27 protein-coding genes are annotated in these 16140 nt (G+C 64.3%); 26 read left to right on the plus strand and 1 reads right to left on the minus strand.

Annotated elements, in window-relative coordinates:
* Positions 1-69: 69 nt before the first annotated feature.
* Positions 70-837, minus strand: a complete 768-nt coding sequence (budA, locus tag AC1AYP_RS06390) for an acetolactate decarboxylase (protein ID WP_476502912.1) — start codon at positions 835-837, stop codon at positions 70-72.
* A 198-nt stretch (positions 838-1035) separates the two neighbouring features.
* Between budA and AC1AYP_RS06395 the strand changes: the two genes are divergently transcribed.
* The 26 genes from AC1AYP_RS06395 to infA all read left to right on the plus strand — a co-directional run bounded on the left by AC1AYP_RS06395 (position 1036) and on the right by infA (position 16126).
* On the plus strand, positions 1036-2583 hold the full coding sequence (locus tag AC1AYP_RS06395; protein WP_476547188.1) for an MDR family MFS transporter: 1548 nt from the start codon (positions 1036-1038) through the stop codon (positions 2581-2583).
* Positions 2584-2848: 265 nt separating this feature from the next.
* Complete coding sequence (locus AC1AYP_RS06400) at positions 2849-3688, plus strand: YwiC-like family protein (RefSeq protein WP_476547189.1); 840 nt, start codon at positions 2849-2851, stop codon at positions 3686-3688.
* Between the two features lie 264 nt (positions 3689-3952).
* Complete coding sequence (rpsJ, locus tag AC1AYP_RS06405; protein WP_003827292.1) at positions 3953-4261, plus strand: 30S ribosomal protein S10; 309 nt, start codon at positions 3953-3955, stop codon at positions 4259-4261.
* A gap of 17 nt (positions 4262-4278) precedes the next feature.
* Complete coding sequence (rplC, locus tag AC1AYP_RS06410; RefSeq protein WP_034527320.1) at positions 4279-4929, plus strand: 50S ribosomal protein L3; 651 nt, start codon at positions 4279-4281, stop codon at positions 4927-4929.
* Positions 4930-4935: 6 nt separating this feature from the next.
* Positions 4936-5592, plus strand: coding sequence for a 50S ribosomal protein L4 (gene rplD / locus AC1AYP_RS06415; RefSeq protein ID WP_101622002.1), 657 nt, complete (start codon positions 4936-4938; stop codon positions 5590-5592).
* A gap of 5 nt (positions 5593-5597) precedes the next feature.
* Complete coding sequence (gene rplW, locus AC1AYP_RS06420) at positions 5598-5894, plus strand: 50S ribosomal protein L23 (protein WP_476532349.1); 297 nt, start codon at positions 5598-5600, stop codon at positions 5892-5894.
* 36 nt (positions 5895-5930) lie between these two features.
* Positions 5931-6761: a 50S ribosomal protein L2 gene (rplB, locus tag AC1AYP_RS06425; protein WP_034527305.1), complete on the plus strand. Its 831-nt coding sequence runs from the start codon at positions 5931-5933 to the stop codon at positions 6759-6761.
* A 15-nt stretch (positions 6762-6776) separates the two neighbouring features.
* Complete coding sequence (rpsS, locus tag AC1AYP_RS06430) at positions 6777-7055, plus strand: 30S ribosomal protein S19 (protein ID WP_003814508.1); 279 nt, start codon at positions 6777-6779, stop codon at positions 7053-7055.
* Positions 7056-7070: 15 nt separating this feature from the next.
* Positions 7071-7430: a 50S ribosomal protein L22 gene (gene rplV / locus AC1AYP_RS06435; protein WP_101622003.1), complete on the plus strand. Its 360-nt coding sequence runs from the start codon at positions 7071-7073 to the stop codon at positions 7428-7430.
* Between the two features lie 2 nt (positions 7431-7432).
* Complete coding sequence (gene rpsC, locus AC1AYP_RS06440; RefSeq protein WP_034527300.1) at positions 7433-8233, plus strand: 30S ribosomal protein S3; 801 nt, start codon at positions 7433-7435, stop codon at positions 8231-8233.
* Positions 8234-8239: 6 nt separating this feature from the next.
* On the plus strand, positions 8240-8659 hold the full coding sequence (gene rplP / locus AC1AYP_RS06445; protein ID WP_055428030.1) for a 50S ribosomal protein L16: 420 nt from the start codon (positions 8240-8242) through the stop codon (positions 8657-8659).
* 1 nt (position 8660) lies between these two features.
* Positions 8661-8909: a 50S ribosomal protein L29 gene (gene rpmC / locus AC1AYP_RS06450; RefSeq protein WP_034527294.1), complete on the plus strand. Its 249-nt coding sequence runs from the start codon at positions 8661-8663 to the stop codon at positions 8907-8909.
* Positions 8910-8911: 2 nt separating this feature from the next.
* Positions 8912-9181, plus strand: a complete 270-nt coding sequence (gene rpsQ, locus AC1AYP_RS06455) for a 30S ribosomal protein S17 (RefSeq protein ID WP_034527291.1) — start codon at positions 8912-8914, stop codon at positions 9179-9181.
* Positions 9182-9294: 113 nt separating this feature from the next.
* Positions 9295-9663: a 50S ribosomal protein L14 gene (rplN, locus tag AC1AYP_RS06460; protein ID WP_034527288.1), complete on the plus strand. Its 369-nt coding sequence runs from the start codon at positions 9295-9297 to the stop codon at positions 9661-9663.
* A 1-nt stretch (position 9664) separates the two neighbouring features.
* On the plus strand, positions 9665-10000 hold the full coding sequence (gene rplX, locus AC1AYP_RS06465; RefSeq protein WP_034527286.1) for a 50S ribosomal protein L24: 336 nt from the start codon (positions 9665-9667) through the stop codon (positions 9998-10000).
* Positions 9997-10572 carry a 50S ribosomal protein L5 gene (gene rplE / locus AC1AYP_RS06470; RefSeq protein ID WP_034527283.1) on the plus strand — a complete coding sequence of 192 codons (576 nt, stop codon included), beginning with the start codon at positions 9997-9999 and terminating at the stop codon, positions 10570-10572. The genes rplX and rplE overlap by 4 nt, the downstream gene beginning before the upstream one ends.
* A 1-nt stretch (position 10573) precedes the next feature.
* A complete protein-coding gene (locus AC1AYP_RS06475; RefSeq protein ID WP_003814530.1) occupies positions 10574-10759 on the plus strand; it encodes a type Z 30S ribosomal protein S14 in 186 nt (61 codons plus the stop codon).
* Positions 10760-10850: 91 nt separating this feature from the next.
* Positions 10851-11249: a 30S ribosomal protein S8 gene (gene rpsH / locus AC1AYP_RS06480; protein WP_034527281.1), complete on the plus strand. Its 399-nt coding sequence runs from the start codon at positions 10851-10853 to the stop codon at positions 11247-11249.
* A 17-nt stretch (positions 11250-11266) separates the two neighbouring features.
* Positions 11267-11806 (plus strand): 50S ribosomal protein L6, encoded by a 540-nt coding sequence (gene rplF / locus AC1AYP_RS06485; RefSeq protein WP_034527278.1) that lies wholly within the window; start codon positions 11267-11269, stop codon positions 11804-11806.
* 1 nt (position 11807) lies between these two features.
* Complete coding sequence (gene rplR, locus AC1AYP_RS06490; RefSeq protein WP_034527275.1) at positions 11808-12179, plus strand: 50S ribosomal protein L18; 372 nt, start codon at positions 11808-11810, stop codon at positions 12177-12179.
* Entirely contained in the window at positions 12176-12928 is a 753-nt protein-coding gene (gene rpsE / locus AC1AYP_RS06495) for a 30S ribosomal protein S5 (protein WP_084686093.1), read from the plus strand. The genes rplR and rpsE overlap by 4 nt, the downstream gene beginning before the upstream one ends.
* Positions 12929-12931: 3 nt before the next feature.
* On the plus strand, positions 12932-13114 hold the full coding sequence (rpmD, locus tag AC1AYP_RS06500; RefSeq protein ID WP_034527270.1) for a 50S ribosomal protein L30: 183 nt from the start codon (positions 12932-12934) through the stop codon (positions 13112-13114).
* 2 nt (positions 13115-13116) lie between these two features.
* Complete coding sequence (gene rplO, locus AC1AYP_RS06505; protein WP_476547192.1) at positions 13117-13566, plus strand: 50S ribosomal protein L15; 450 nt, start codon at positions 13117-13119, stop codon at positions 13564-13566.
* Positions 13567-13824: 258 nt separating this feature from the next.
* Positions 13825-15159 (plus strand): preprotein translocase subunit SecY, encoded by a 1335-nt coding sequence (gene secY / locus AC1AYP_RS06510; protein WP_476502903.1) that lies wholly within the window; start codon positions 13825-13827, stop codon positions 15157-15159.
* Positions 15160-15183: 24 nt separating this feature from the next.
* Positions 15184-15750, plus strand: a complete 567-nt coding sequence (locus tag AC1AYP_RS06515; protein ID WP_034527267.1) for an adenylate kinase — start codon at positions 15184-15186, stop codon at positions 15748-15750.
* 157 nt (positions 15751-15907) lie between these two features.
* Entirely contained in the window at positions 15908-16126 is a 219-nt protein-coding gene (gene infA / locus AC1AYP_RS06520) for a translation initiation factor IF-1 (RefSeq protein WP_004268611.1), read from the plus strand.
* The last annotated feature ends 14 nt before the right edge of the window (positions 16127-16140 follow it).

A 16140-nucleotide genomic window follows, 5' to 3' on the forward strand; every position in this document is an offset into this window, starting at 1 on the left:
TTCCGGCGCGACGTTCCGCCGGCGCGCGTGCCGCGACGCCGCGGACGCGCACGCGCCGGCCGGTCCGGTTCAGTCCGCCTTCACGTCGCCTTCCGCGTTGGTGATCGCCTCGGCGATGTTGTCGCGGGTGAAGTCGTGATTGCGGTAGTCGGGATTGTCGACGGGCAGGTGCGTGACCATCGTGTCGAACACCTGACTGAGGATTTCGCCGCGCTCGAGCACCGCGTCGAGCACATGGCCGCCGATTGAGTGGTCGTCGGCGAGGAAATGCTCGTGGAATCCGGCGACGGCCGCGCCGTGGAACATGACGGGGGAGAAGTAGCCGAGCATCGTGCCGCGCACGTCGTGGCCGAGGAAGATCGCCTGCCGGTCCGCGACCTCTTCGAGCGTCGGGTATGGCGCCTGCTGTTTGATGACGGCGCGCGTCTTGATGAAGCTGAACGTGCCGCGCACGATGACGGCGAAGAACGTGTTCGCGCGTCCGTTCGCCTCGACGATGCGCCGGTTGAGCTCCTCCAGGCCGATGTCGCTGCGTTCGCACTGGTATTGGAACGCGGCCCGGTGCATGTTCGCGAACGGCAGCGTCAGATCGTCGGGCACGGCCTCCACCTCGCCGGTGCGGCCCACCTTCCACGCGCGCCCGTCAAGCACGATGATCTCGCCGTCGAGCCCTTCGCCGGTGCCGATGCCCGTGTCGCCGTGGGTGAGCAGTTCGCCCATCGTCGTGGTGCCTTCCAGCAGACCTGGCACGAGCAATGCGAGCGTGCCGTGCTGGTAGAGCACGTTCGCGCGGTGATCGTGGATCGGTTCGATCGATTTGCCCTTCAGTTCGCTCACGATTCCGTAATATAAATGACCGCTTCCGGAGAGGCAAGGAAGATGTCGCGGATTCCCGCATCCGCCGCCGTGACCTCGCTCACAGCATGATTGCGTGTGGATTGGGCACGGCTGGGTATAGCGTATTCGCGTGCTTTGGGGGAGCCGCATCGTGGTCGAGGGCGGCCGAATCCCCTCGGGAATCGCACGGGAAGAAGTATGCGGCATATGGTGACGAAGCTGGGATCGAAGCGCACGCTCACGCGCGAGGAATCATACGTTGACGGGCATCTGACGCACACGGCGTTCGTCTCGCTCGCCATCCTCACGTTCATCACGTTCGTCGGCAACTTCACGCAGCTCCAGCTGTCCGCCGCGTTGCCGTCGATCGTCGACGAATTCCGCATCAACGTGACCACCGGACAGTGGCTCACGTCCGTGTTCCAGCTCGTGATGGGCGTGATGGTGCCGCTTACCGCGTTCCTCACGCGCCGCTTCTCCACGCGCCAGATCGTCATCACGTCGATGATCGTGTTCACGCTCGGTTCCGTGTGCGCGTGGCTCGCGCCCACGTTCCTCGTCCTGCTCGCCGGCCGCGTGCTGCAGGCCGTCGGCACCGGCGTGATGTGGCCGGTCCTGCAGATCACCGTGTTCTCGATCTTCCCGCTGTCGCGCCGCGGCGCCGCGATGGGCACCGTGGGCATCGCGATGAGCGTCGCCCCCGCCATCGGTCCGACGCTCGGCGGCCTCCAGACCGACGCGAACGGATGGCGTTCCATCTTCCTCACGCTCACGGTGATCGGTGCGCTCTCGCTCGTCGCCGCCGTGCTGTGGCTGCATGATTTCGGCGAGAACGACGCGACCGCGCGCGCCGACTTCTTCTCCGTCGCCCTGTCCGTGTTCGGGTTCGGCGGACTGATGTTCGGATTCACGAACATCGAGAACTATCCGTTCACGCATCCGATGGTGTGGGCGTCGATGCTCGTCGGCGTGGTCGGCATCATCTGGTTCGTCGCGCGTCAGGTGCGCCGTTCTCGCCGTTACCGCGAGGGCGTCGCGCGCGGGGAGAGGCCCGAGCCGGCGCTGCTTGATCTGGGCGTGCTGAGGAACCGTTCGTTCACCGTGGGCACGATCACCGCGTCGCTCGCGTTCTTCGCGTTCAGTTCGATTCTGGTGATCATGCCGCTCTACATCCAGAACGACCGTGGCTACTCCGCGACGATGAGCGGCCTCATCATGCTGCCCGGCGCGATCGGCCAGTGCATCTCCCAGCTGTTCGGCGGCAAGGCGCTCGACCGCTTCGGCGCGCGGCCCGTCGCCCTGTTCGGCGCGATCATGCTCACCGTCGGCACGATCGGCATGAGCCTCATCTCGTCCGACACGTGGATCTGGTGGGTGTCGATCTGCCAGTTCGTGCGTCAGATCGGCATGGGGTCGCTGCTGATGCCGATCACCACGTGGTCGCTCAACTGCCTCGAGCCCTCCGGTATCTCCGCCGGCTCGGCCGTGACGAACACGGCCCGTCAGGTGGCGGGCGCGATGGGCGCGCCGATCCTCGTGATCCTGATGGAGACGTTCACCGCCATGTACCATGCGGGCGGCATGTCCGCGACGCTCGCGAACATCGCCGGCATCCAGTGGGCGCTGCGCATCTCCGCCTCGCTGTGCTTCGTCATGGTGCTGCTCGTCGCCTTCGGCGTGCGCGGCAACGGCGCGGGCTCCTCGCACGACGTGGCCCGCCGCGCCCTGAACCGCCTGCACCGTTAGCACTGTTAGCGCTGTTAGCACCGCAAACCGAACCCCGCCGTGAGAACAGGGCCGATATACCCGTTATCGCGGATTTACAGCGTCAAACACCCGAAACAGGGGGTGTATTCCGGGTATTTGGCGCTGTAAATCTATGGAATCGGGGGTTTGAGCTGGGGATTAGGGCGAGGAGGAGACCAGTGGAGGGTGACGTGTCTTCCGAGGTTGTGGTTTGTTCCTTTAATCTGGGTATATGAGTGATGCGCCCAAGCCGGTGAAGGCTCCTGTGAAATCTCCCGTCGGCTCTCCCGCAAAGTCCCGCGCCACGGGCGTGCGGGATTGGATTCCCGACCAGCCGGGAGCGTGGGTGATGGTGCTCGCGCCCGCGGCGGCCGGGCTTGTCGCAGGCGGTCCGACCCGGGATTCCGTGTGGCTGGTGGTGCTGTGGGCGCTGTGCTACTGCGTGCAGTTCGTCGCGGCGCGGTGGCTCAAATCCCGGTTCGCGCGGCGGTACCGGATGCCCGTGGCGGGGTATGGGGCGGCGCTGGCCGTGTTCGGGATTCCATTCATCATCGTCAACCCGGGCATACTGCGCTGGGCTCCCTTATATATGGTGCTGGCCGCGCTCTCGTTCCTTGCCGCATGGCTACGACGCGAACGCAGCCTGTGGGGCAACGCGGTGGCTGTGCTCGCCTCGTCGCTGATGGCCACGGTCGTCGCCTCGTATGGGGCGCATGATCCGTTGCACGCGATGATGCCGTCCACGGCGGTGATGATGTCGGCCGTGTTCGCGGTGACGCAGTTCGGCTCGGTGCTGTTCGTCAAGACGATGATCCGCGAGCGGGGGAGCCGCGCGTACCTCGTCGCATCGATCGCATGGCATGCGGCACTGTTCGCGGGCGTGACCTGGTGGGTGTGGTCCGCGGCGGCAGGACTCGGACCCGGCGCGTGGATGCACGCGCGGTTTCTGTGGGCGCAGCTCGCCGCGGTCTGGCTGCTGGCGCGCGCGGTCGCGCTGCCATGGATCGGTTCGCGCCGACGGGTGAAGCCGGTCGTCGCCGGCATGGTCGAGATGGTCTCCACCCTGCTGATCTTCGTCGCCGTGCTGGCGGTGACGACGGCATGAGCCTGCCTTATACGGTGACGGCGTGTCGCGGGGGCGCGCTCGTCCAAGGCCGGTGATTAGATACTCAAGTTGCCTGATTTGGGCTCGCACATTGGAAATAACAAAGCGAGCACGGGCCGGCGGATCGCAGTGCGATTCGTGGTGCCGTGCACTGATGTCGGATGACCGCCAGAGGACGTATGTCCAAGGGAGGCCATGCGCGCCGGTGCCCTGAAGAAGCAGGCTGGAAACCAGTACACGAATCGCTAGAAAGGGCGGACGGCAATGGCGGGACAGAAAATCCGCATCAGGCTTAAGTCCTATGACCACGAGGTCATCGACCAATCGGCGAAGAAGATCGTCGAAACGGTGACGAACGCGGGCGCAACTGTTGTTGGCCCCGTTCCGCTGCCGACCGAGAAGAACGTTTTCTGTGTTATCCGTTCTCCTCATAAGTACAAGGATTCTCGCGAGCACTTCGAGATGCGCACGCACAAGCGCCTCATCGACATCGTGGACCCGACCCCGAAGGCCGTGGATTCCCTGATGCACATCGATCTGCCTGCGGACGTCAACATCGAGATCAAGCTGTAAGGGAGGAGGGAACCGCTATGTCGCAACATAAGGATCGCAAGGCGCTGCTGGGCAAGAAGCTCGGCATGTCGCAGGTGTGGGACGAGAACGGCTTCTTCGTGCCCGTCACGCTGGTGGACGTCTCCACCAACGTCGTCACCGCCATCAAGACCCCGGAGACCGACGGCTACACCGCCGTCCAGCTCGGCTACGGCCAGATCGACCCGACGAAGGTCACCAAGCCGCTCGCCGGCCACTTCGCCAAGGCCGGTGTGACCCCGCGCCGTCACCTCGTCGAGGTGCGCGAGGACAACGCCACCGAGTACGAGGTGGGCCAGGAGCTCAACGCCGACGTCTTCGCCGAGGGCGCTGAGGTCGACGTGACCGGCACCACCAAGGGCAAGGGCTTCGCCGGCACCATCAAGCGTTGGGGCTTCAAGTCCTACCGCCGTACCCACGGCTCCCACAAGAACGAGCGTCGCCCCGGTTCCGTCGGCGCGTGCGCGACTCCGAGCCGCATTCTCAAGGGCAAGCGCATGGCTGGCCGCATGGGTCATGTGACCTCCACCGTGCAGAACCTGACCGTCGTCTCCGCGGATGTCGAGAACGGCATCCTCGCCATCAAGGGCGCCATCCCGGGCCCGAAGGGCGGCATCGTTCTCGTTCGCTCCGCCGTGAAGGGAGCCTGATAAGCCATGGCTAACGTTACTCTGAACGTCACCGACCCGCAGGGCCAGGCCGCCGGCACCGTCGAGGCCCCGGCCGAGCTCTTCGGCTTCTCCGCCGAAGAGGTCCAGTCCCGCATCCCGCTGATCCACCAGGTCGTCATCGCGCAGCTCGCCGCCCGTCGTGCCGGCACCCACGCGACCAAGACCCGCGCCAACGTCTCCGGCGGCGGTAAGAAGCCGTGGAAGCAGAAGGGCACCGGTCGTGCCCGCCAGGGCTCCATCCGCGCCCCGCAGTGGTACCACGGCGGCGTCGTGTTCGGCCCGCAGCCGCGTGACTACTCCCAGCGCACCCCCAAGAAGATGAAGGCCGCCGCCCTCAAGTACGTGCTCTCCGACCGCGCCAACGCCGGTCGCGTGGCCGTCGTCGACTTCGGCGTCTCCGAGAAGCCGTCCACCAAGGCCGCCATCGCCGCCCTGAACCCGGTCATCGGTGAGAAGTTCGCCACCATCGCGCTGACCCGTGACCAGGTCAACGAGTGGCTCTCCGTGCGCAACCTTCCGTATGTCCACCCGATCTTCGTCGATCAGCTCAACACGTACGACGTGGTGACCGCGCAGTACGTCGTCTTCACCAAGGAGGCCCTCGAGGCCTTCGTGGCGGCGAAGACCAAGAAGGAGGCCTGATTTCCATGGTCGCTATTCACAAGCCGGCTCACGACATCATCATCAAGCCCGTCGTGTCCGAGAAGAGCTACGCCGCCTCCGATCGTGGCCAGTACACCTTCGTGGTGGCCCCGAACGCGAACAAGGTGCAGATCAAGCAGGCTATCGAACAGATCTTCAATGTCAAGGTGACGAAGGTCAACACCCTCAACCGTGAGGGCAAGCGCACTCGCACCCGCACCGGCTTCGGTCGCCGCGTTTCCCAGAAGCGCGCGATCGTGTCCGTCGCCGAGGGCCAGACCATCGACATCTTCGGTAACTGAAGGTTAGCCGAGAAAAGTTAAAGGAAGAACTACATTATGGCTATCCGCGTTTACAAGCCGACGAGCGCCGGCCGCCGCAACGCCTCCGTCTCGGACTTCTCCGAGATCACGCGTTCCACGCCTGAGAAGTCGCTCGTTCGTCCGCTCTCCAAGACCGGCGGTCGTAACTCCTACGGCCGTATCACGTCCCGCCACCGTGGCGGCGGCCACAAGCGCCAGTACCGTCTCATCGACTTCCGTCGCTGGGACAAGGACGGCGTGCCGGCCAAGGTCGCTCACATCGAGTACGACCCGAACCGCTCCGCCCGCATCGCCCTCCTGCACTACGCCGACGGCGAGAAGCGCTACATCATCGCGCCGAAGGGCATCAAGCAGGGTGACGTCATCGAGACCGGCGCCCAGGCCGACATCAAGCCGGGCAACAACCTGCCGCTGAAGAACATCCCGACCGGTACGGTCATCCACGCCATCGAGCTCAAGCCGCTCGGCGGCGCCAAGATCGCCCGTTCCGCCGGCACCTCGGTCCAGCTCGTGGCGAAGGACGGTGCCTACGCCCAGCTGCGTATGCCGTCCGGCGAGATCCGCAACGTCGACGCCCGCTGCCGTGCGACCGTCGGCGAGGTCGGCAACGAGGACCACGCGAACGTCCAGCTCGGCAAGGCCGGCCGCGCCCGTTGGATGGGCAAGCGCCCGATCACCCGTGGTGAGTCCATGAACCCGGTCGACCACCCGCACGGCGGTCGTACCCGCGGCGGCAAGCCGCCGGTCTCCCCGTGGGGCAAGGGCGAGGTTCGTACCCGTCGTCCGAAGAAGGCTTCGAACAAGATGATTGTCCGTCGCCGTCCGTCCGGCAAGAACCGCAAGTAAGGAAGATTCGAAGCGATGACTCGTAGCATCAAGAAGGGCCCCTTCGTCGACGCCCACTTGCAGAAGAAGGTCGACGAGCAGAACGAGAAGGGCACCAAGAACGTCATCAAGACGTGGTCCCGCCGTTCGATGATCACCCCCGATTTCATCGGACACACGTTCGCTGTCCACGATGGTCGCAAGCACGTCCCGGTGTTCGTCACCGAGGCCATGGTCGGCCACAAGCTGGGTGAGTTCGCCCCCACGAAGACCTTCAAGGGTCACGTGAAGGACGACAAGAAGGCCCGCCGCTAAAGGAGAGAATGACTTATGGAAGCTAAAGCAATCGCCCGTCACGTCCGCGTGACGCCGCGCAAGGCTCGCCGCATGGTCGACCTCATCCGAGGCAAGCAGGCGACCGAAGCCCTCACCATCCTCAAGTTCGCTCCGCAGGACGCGTCCATCCCGGTTCGCAAGGTCCTCGAGAGCGCCATCGCCAACGCGCGCGTCAAGGCCGACAAGGCCGGCGAGCCGTTCCGTGAGAACGACCTGGTCGTCAAGGCGACCTACGTGGACGAGGGCGTGACGCTCAAGCGTTTCCGCGCTCGTGCCCAGGGCCGTGCCGCTCGTATCAACAAGCGCACCTCCCACATCACGGTCGTCGTCGCCAACAAGGAAGGAAACCGCTAAAGATGGGTCAGAAGATCAATCCCTTTGGCTACCGCCTGGGCGTCACTGAAAACCACCGCTCCAAGTGGTTCTCCGATTCCAACAAGGCCGGCGAGCGCTACAGCGACTTCGTCCTTGAGGATGACAAGATCCGCAAGGAGATGAACAAGGACCTCGAGCGCGCCGGCGTGAGCAAGATCGTCATCGAGCGCACCCGTGACCGCGTCCGCGTCGACATCCACACCGCCCGTCCGGGCATCGTGATCGGCCGCCGCGGCGCCGAGGCCGAGAAGGTCCGCGCCAAGCTCGAGAAGCTGACCGGCAAGCAGGTCCAGCTCAACATCTTCGAGGTCAAGAACGCCGCGCTGGACGCCCAGCTCGTCGCTCAGGGCATCGCGGAGCAGCTGACCAACCGCGTCACCTTCCGCCGCGCGATGCGCAAGGCCCAGCAGGACGCCATGCGCGCCGGTGCCAAGGGTATCCGCATCAAGCTCTCCGGCCGTCTCGGCGGTGCCGAAATGAGCCGTTCCGAGTTCTACCGCGAGGGTCGCGTCCCGCTGCAGACCCTCCGCGCCCTGATCGACTACGGCTTCTTCGAGGCCAAGACGACCTACGGCCGCATCGGCGTCAAGGTCTGGATCTACAAGGGCGACATGACCGAACGTGAGTTCGAAGAGCAGCAGGCCCAGCAGAACAACCGTCCCGGCCGTCGCGGCGATCGCCGTCCGCGCCGTGGCAACCGCAACGCCGGTGCCGCTCGCAACGCCGAGGCCCCCAAGGCCGAGGCCGCCGCGGCCCCCGCTGCCACGGAAACGAAGGAGTGAGCAAGAATGCTTATCCCAAAGAGGACCAAGTACCGCAAGCAGCACCGTCCCGTCCGCTCCGGCATGTCCAAGGGCGGCAACGAGATCAACTTCGGTGATTACGGCATCCAGGCGCTGGCCCCGGCTTACGTGACCAACCGCCAGATCGAGGCCGCGCGTATCGCCATGACCCGCTACATCAAGCGTGGTGGCCGCGTGTGGATCACGATCTTCCCGGATCGTCCGCTGACCAAGCACCCGCTCGGCGCCCGAATGGGTTCCGGTAAGGGTACTCCGGAGTTCTGGATCGCCAACATCCACCCTGGTCGCGTGATGTTCGAGATCGGTGGTGTCTCCGAGGACGTCGCCAAGGAAGCCCTGCGTCGTGCCATCGACAAGCTCCCCATGAAGTGCCGTGTGATTGCTCGTGAAGGCGGTGACATCTGATATGGCAGTCGGAACCGAAGAATACTCCATCAAGAATCTCAACGAGAAGACCAACGCGGAGATCGAGGGCTTCCTGAAGAAGTCCAAGGAAGAGCTGTTCAACCTGCGCTTCCAGTCCGCCACCGGTCAGCTCGAGAACACGGCCCGCCTCAAGGCCGTCAAGCACGACATCGCCCGCATGTACACCGTGCTGCGCGAACGCGAGCTTGGCATCACCTCCGAGCCGGCCGACGAAGCTAAGGAGCAGTGATCATGGCTGAAGAGCAGCAGGAGCGCAACTTCCGCAAGGTTCGCCGCGGTTACGTCGTGTCCGATAAGATGGACAAGACGATCACCGTGGAGCTCGAGAACCGCAAGACCCACCCGCTGTACGGCAAGGTCGTCCGCACCACCAAGAAGGTCAAGGCCCATGACGAACACAACGAGGCGCACATTGGCGACCTCGTGAGTATCATGGAGACTCGTCCTCTGAGCAAGACCAAGCGTTGGCGTCTCGAGTCGATCATCGAGCGCGCCAAGTAAAAAAATAAGTTCGGCAAGGCTCGCCGTCCACCGGGCGCGGTTAGATAGATGTTCTGTGCGTCTATCCGCCGCGCCCGGTGTGCGGGGAGAACCAGCTCGGCTAAGGAGAATCAATGATTCAGCAGGAAACGCGGCTTCATGTCGCCGACAACACGGGTGCCAAGGAAATCCTTGCCATCCGCGTGCTCGGTGGCTCGAAGCGACGCTATGCCGGCCTGGGCGACGTCATCGTCGCCTCGGTCAAGGACGCGATCCCTGGCGGATCGGTCAAGAAGGGTGACGTGGTCAAGGCCGTCGTCGTCCGTACCGTCAAGGAGCACCGTCGTGTCGACGGCTCCTACATCAAGTTCGACGAGAACGCCGCGGTGATTCTCGGCTCCGGCCGTGAACCGAAGGGCACTCGTATCTTCGGACCGATCGCCCGTGAGCTTCGCGACAAGAAGTTCATGCGCATCGTGTCCCTCGCCCCGGAGGTGATCTGACATGGTAGCCAAGATCAAGAGCGGCGACCAGGTGAAGGTCATCCGCGGCAAGGATCGCGGCAAGGAGGGCAAGGTCCTTCGCGTGCTGCCGAACGACCGTCTGATCGTCGAGGGCGTTCAGATCGTCAAGAAGCACGTCCGCGCCACCCAGCAGGGCCAGCAGGCCGGCATCGTCTCCGTCGAGGCGCCGATCCATCGCTCCAACGTGATGGTCATCGACCCGGAGACCGGCAAGCCGACCCGCGTGGGCGTCATCGTGAAGGAAGAGGCGCGTGACGGCAAGGTGAAGACCGTGCGCGTGCGCGTCGCCAAGAAGTCCGGAAAGGAGCTGGCATGACCGACACCACTACCGTCGAAGCGCCGGCCACCCCGCGCTTGAAGGTGCAGTACAACGAGCAGATCATCCCGGAGCTCGAGAAGGAGTTCAAGTACTCCAACCCGATGCAGGTCGCTCGCATCCAGAAGGTCGTCGTCTCCATGGGTGTCGGTGCCGCCGCTCGCGACTCCAAGCTCATCGAGGGCGCCGTCAAGGACCTCACCCTGATCACCGGCCAGAAGCCGAAGATCACCAAGGCCAAGAAGTCCGTCGCGCAGTTCCACCTGCGTGAGGGCCAGGCCATCGGCGCGTACGTCACCCTGCGTGGCGACCGCATGTGGGAGTTCCTCGATCGTCTGCTGACGATGGCTCTGCCGCGCATCCGCGACTTCCGTGGCATCAACGGCCACCAGTTCGACGGCCAGGGCAACTACAACTTCGGTCTCACCGAGCAGTCCATGTTCCACGAGATCGATCCGGATTCCATCGACCACCAGCGTGGCATGGACATCACCGTGGTGACCAGCACCAAGGACGACAAGGAAGCCTACGCGCTGCTCAAGCACCTCGGCTTCCCCTTCAAGGAGAACTGATATGGCAAAAACCGCTCTTAAGAACAAGGCGGCCGGCAAGCCGAAGTTCAAGGTGCGCGCCTACACGCGTTGCCAGGTCTGCGGTCGTCCCCATTCCGTGTACCGCAAGTTCGGCCTGTGCCGCATCTGCCTTCGCGAGAAGGCCCACCGCGGCGAGCTGCCCGGCGTTACGAAGTCCAGTTGGTAAACATCGACGCTGAAGGTCCGCGGCCCTAGCTCTCCTGGAGCCCCAGGGGAGCCGGCGGCGGAAACCACGGCGAGAAAGGGCATAAGCCCACATGACAATGACAGATCCGATCGCAGACATGCTCACGCGTCTGCGTAACGCGAGCGCGGCGAAGCACGAGACCGTGGATATGCCGTACTCCAAGTTCAAGAAGAACATCGCGGAGATCCTGAAGCGCGAAGGCTTCATCAAGGACTACACCGCCAAGGAAGCCAAGGTCGGTCAGACCCTTGAGGTCACCCTCAAGTACGGTCCGAACGGCGAGCGTTCCATCCAGGGCATCAAGCGCATCTCCAAGCCGGGCCTGCGTCGCTACGCGAAGTCCGACTCCCTGCCGATGCCGCTCGGTGGCCTCGGCATCGCGATCATCTCGACTTCGTCGGGACTGCTGACCCAGAAGGAATGCCTCGATCGAGGCATCGGTGGCGAGATCGTCGCCTACGTGTGGTGAGAAAGGAGAGCTGACACATGGCATCGCATATTGGTAAGCTCCCCATCGCCATTCCCGCTGGCGTTGAGGTCAAGATCGACGGTCAGAACTTCGAGGCCAAGGGCGCGAAGGGCACCGACTCCTACGTCCTGCCGGAAGGCATCACCGCGGCCGTCGAGGGCAACGAGATCATCGTCACCCCGGCCGACGACCTGCGTCCGACCCGTGCCAAGCACGGTCTGGCCCGCTCCATCATGGCCGGCATGGTCAAGGGCGTGCACGACGGCTACTCCAAGACCCTGGAGATCGTCGGCACCGGTTACCGCGCCGTCGCCAAGGGCAAGGGCATCGAGTTCTTCCTCGGCTACTCCCACACGATCACCGTCAACCCGCCGGAAGGCATCACGCTCAAGGTGACCGACGCGACGCACGTCGTCGTCGAGGGCACCGACAAGCAGATGGTCGGTCAGGTGGCCGCCAACATCCGCAAGCTGCGCGCTCCGGAACCCTACAAGGGCAAGGGCATCAAGTATGCCGGCGAGCATATTCTGCGCAAGGCTGGAAAGGCTGGTAAGTGATATGAGCGTCACTATTTTCGGCAAGGGCAAGAAGGCCGCGCTCAAGCGTCGTCACGCCCGCATCCGCAAGCGTATCTCCGGCACCGCCGAGCGTCCGCGCCTGGTGGTCACCCGTTCCAACCGCCACATGGTCGCCCAGGTCGTGGACGATACCAAGGGCATCACCCTGGTCTCCGCCTCCACCCTGACCGCTGACTTCGCCGGCTTCGAAGGCACCAAGGTCGAGGCCGCCAAGAAGGTCGGCGAGCTCATCGCCGAGAAGGCCAAGGCCGCCGGCATCGAGTCCGTCGTCTTCGACCGTGGTGGTCACAAGTACACCGGCCGTGTCGCCGCCGTCGCCGATGGCGCCCGTGAGGGAGGTCTGGCACTGTGAGCGAAGAAATGAAGGAAACCCAAGTGGCTGAAGAAACTCAGAACACTCAGGCTGCCCCGGCTGACGAGAACAACGCCAACGCCAACGACGAGCGTCGTGGCGGCCGCCGTGGCGGTCGTCGCGGCGAAGGCCGTCGCGGTGAGCGTCGCAACCGTCGCGAAGAGAACAAGGGCGATGAGCTCCTCGATCGCGTCGTGACCATCAACCGCGTGTCCAAGACCCACAAGGGTGGCCGTACGTTCAGCTTCGCCGCCCTCGTGGTGGTCGGCGACGGCAACGGCACCGTGGGTGTCGGCTACGGCAAGTCCCGTGAGGTCCCGGCGGCCATCGCCAAGGGCCAGCTGGACGCCAAGAAGCACATGTTCACCGTGCCGCGCGTCCGCGGCACCGTCACCCACCCGGTGATCGGTCACGACGCCGCGGGCACCGTCCTGCTGCGTCCGGCCGCCCCCGGTACCGGCGTTATCGCCGGTGGCCCGGTGCGCGCCGTCATGGAGTGCGCCGGCATCACCGACGTGCTGACCAAGTCCATGGGCTCCCCGACCGCGATCAACATGGTCCGCGCGACCGTCGCCGCCCTCAAGCAGCTTGAGGAGCCGGAGGAGATCGCCGCCCGTCGTGGTCTCGCCCTGAACGAGGTCGCCCCCGATGCCCTGCTGCGCGCCCGCGCCGCCGGCATCGCCGAGGCCCGCAAGGCCCGTGAAGAGGCTCAGGCCGCCAAGGCCGCCGAAGCGAAGGATGGTGAGTGATAGATGGCTAACCTGAAGATCACGCTCCACCACGGTCTCGTGAACCGCACGCCGAAGCAGCGCGCCGCCGCGAAGACCCTGGGTCTGAACAAGATCGGCAAGACCGTTGTCCGTCCGGACATCCCGGCCAACCGCGGTCTGGTGAACGTCGTTCGCCACCTGGTCACCGTCGAGGAGGTCGACTGATTATGGCAGACAACGAAATCCTGCAGATGCACGACCTGAAGCCGGCTCCGGGCGCCAACAAGGCGAAGACCCGCGTCGGCCGCGGTGAGGGCTCCAAGGGCAAGACCGCGGGCCGTGGCGCCAAGGGCCAGACCAAGCGCACCAACGTGCGTCCTGGCTTCGAAGGTGGCCAGCTCCCGCTGTACATGCGCCTGCCGAAGCTCCGTGGCTTCAAGAACCCGTTCAAGGTCGAGTACCAGGTCGTCAACATCGCGCGTCTCGTCGAGCTCTTCCCGGAGGGCGGCGAGGTGTCCGTCGAGAACCTGGTCGCCAAGGGCGCCGTTCGCGGCAACGCTCCGGTGAAGGTCCTGGGCGACGGTGACGTCTCCGTCGCGTTCACGCTCAAGGGCGTGAAGGCCTCCGCCTCCGCCAAGGCCAAGATCGAGGCCGCCGGCGGCAGCATCGAAGCCTGATTCGCCTTCGCGGATCACTCACTTCGGTGAGATAACTTCACGAACATGACCCTCTCGCCCCTCGTGAGCGAGGGGGTCATGTCGTTTCCGACGACTTCTACCCGCGTCGGGGCCCGTGATTTTCCCCGTGTTTTTCCCCGCGATTCCGACGCATTGTTAGCGCTAAGTAGGCACGATACGATATGCTCGTGCGTTAGCGTTCAAAACACGAACACATGAGCATAGCTGTAGCGCCTTGGGCGCATGGGAGGATTTCAGGTGAGGACGTTAATTCAGGCCCTGAAGACGAAGGAGCTGAGGAAGAAGATCCTCTTCGTCCTGTTCATCATCATCATCTACCGCATCGGTTCGTTCATCCCGACCCCGGGCGTGGACTACACCGTCGTGCAGAAGTGCGTGGCGCCCCTGCAGGGCAGCCAGGAGAACTTCATCGGACTGGTGAACCTGTTCTCCGGCGGCGCCATGCTGCAGCTGTCGATCTTCGCGCTGGGCGTCATGCCGTACATCACCGCGTCCATCGTCGTGCAGCTGCTGCGCGTCGTCATCCCGCGCTTCGAGGCCCTGCACAAGGAGGGCCAGTCCGGCGAGGCGAAGCTGACGCAGTACACCCGATACCTCACCATCGGTCTGGCCGTGCTGCAGTCCACCACGATCCTCGTCACCGCCCGCTCCGGCGCGCTGTTCAACTACGCCTGCTCCCAGGTCATCCCCGACGGTTCGGTGTGGAACCTCGTGGTGATGGTCCTCATCATGACCGGCGGCACCGGCCTGATCATGTGGATGGCCGAGCTCATCACCGACAAGGGCATCGGCCAGGGCATGTCTGTCCTCATCTTCATGTCCATCTGCTCCGGCTTCCTGCCGCAGCTGTGGGAGATCGGCTGGGGCACCAACGGCACCGACGGCGACTGGACCAAGTTCGGCATCGTCGTGTCCGTCCTCGTCGTCATCCTCATCTTCGTCGACTTCGTCGAGCTGTGCCAGCGCCGCATCCCCGTGCAGTACACGCGCCGCATGATCGGCCGCAAGATGTACGGCGGCTCCTCCACCTACCTGCCGCTCAAGATCAACATGTCCGGCGTCATCCCGCCGATCTTCGCCTCCTCGATCCTCGCCATCCCGACGCTCATCGCGCAGTTCGGCAAGACCGACCAGAGCTGGGTCAAGTGGATCAACGCCAACCTGGCGAACACCACCAGCGTGTGGTACATCGCGCTGTACGCGCTGATGATTGTGTTCTTCTGCTTCTTCTACACGGAGATCACGTTCAACCCGGACGAGACCGCCGACAACATGAAGCAGTACGGCGGCTTCATCCCCGGCATCCGCGCCGGCAACGCGACCAGCCGCTACCTGAGCTACGTGATGAACCGACTCAACACGGTGGGTGCCGTCTATCTGCTGTTCGTCGCGCTCATCCCGACCGTCCTCATCATGGCCCTCGGCCTCAACACGCAGCTGCCGTTCGGCGGCACGACGATCCTGATCATCGCGGGCGTCGGCCTCGACACCCTGCGCCAGGCCAAGGCCCAGACCGAGCAGTTCCAGTACGCCGGATTCCTGCTCGAGGACATCGACCACAAGGAAAACTGAGCCAACAAGACAAGGAGCAACGACATGCGTCTTCTCATCATGGGCCCGCAGGGCGTCGGCAAGGGCACCCAGGCCGCGCTGCTCGCCGAGCACTACGGCATCCCCGCCATCTCCACCGGCGACATCTTCCGCGCCAACATCAAGGGCAAGACCGAGCTGGGCCTCAAGGTCATCGAGTACACCGACAAGGGCGAACTCGTGCCGGACGAGCTGACCAACTCGATCGTCAAGGACCGCCTCGCCCAGGACGACGCCAAGAACGGCTGGATCCTCGACGGCTACCCGCGCAACGCCTCCCAGGTCGAGGCGCTCGACGCCATCCTCGCCGAGCTCGGCACTCCGCTCGACGCGGTGGTCGCGCTCGACGCCGACCACGACGTGCTGATGCAGCGCATCGCCAAGCGCGCCGAGGAGCAGGGCCGCACTGACGACAACCCGGAGGCCATCGCCAAGCGCCTCGCCACCTACGCGAAGGAGACCGCCCCGCTGCTGGACACCTACAAGTCCCGTGGCCAGCTGGTCGCCATCGACGGCGTCGGCGAGATCGACGAGATCCAGAAGAACATCGTCGCCGCGCTCGACGCCCGCTGAGCGTAGCGGCATAGCGCACGTATACCACACGACCGAAGAGCCGGACGAAATGACACGCCGAGTGTCGATTTCGTCCGGCTCTTCGCTATCCTAGTAGATTGGTGTGTCTTCGGATACGTCAATGTAATGCAACCAACGAAACGGAAGCCGGGAGCTCATGGCAAAAGACGGTGTGATTGAAGTCGAAGGTCGGGTGGTCGAAGCGCTGCCCAACGCGATGTTCCGCGTTGAACTCGAAAACAAGCACATCGTGCTGGCCACCATCTCCGGCAAGATGCGGAAGAACTACATCCGCATCCTCCCGCAGGACCGCGTCGTGCTCGAGATGAGCCCGTACGATCTCAACCGCGGTCGCATTACGTACCGTTACAAGTAAGGTACAAGCAAAGG

This window comes from Bifidobacterium sp. LH_424 (assembly GCF_056356895.1).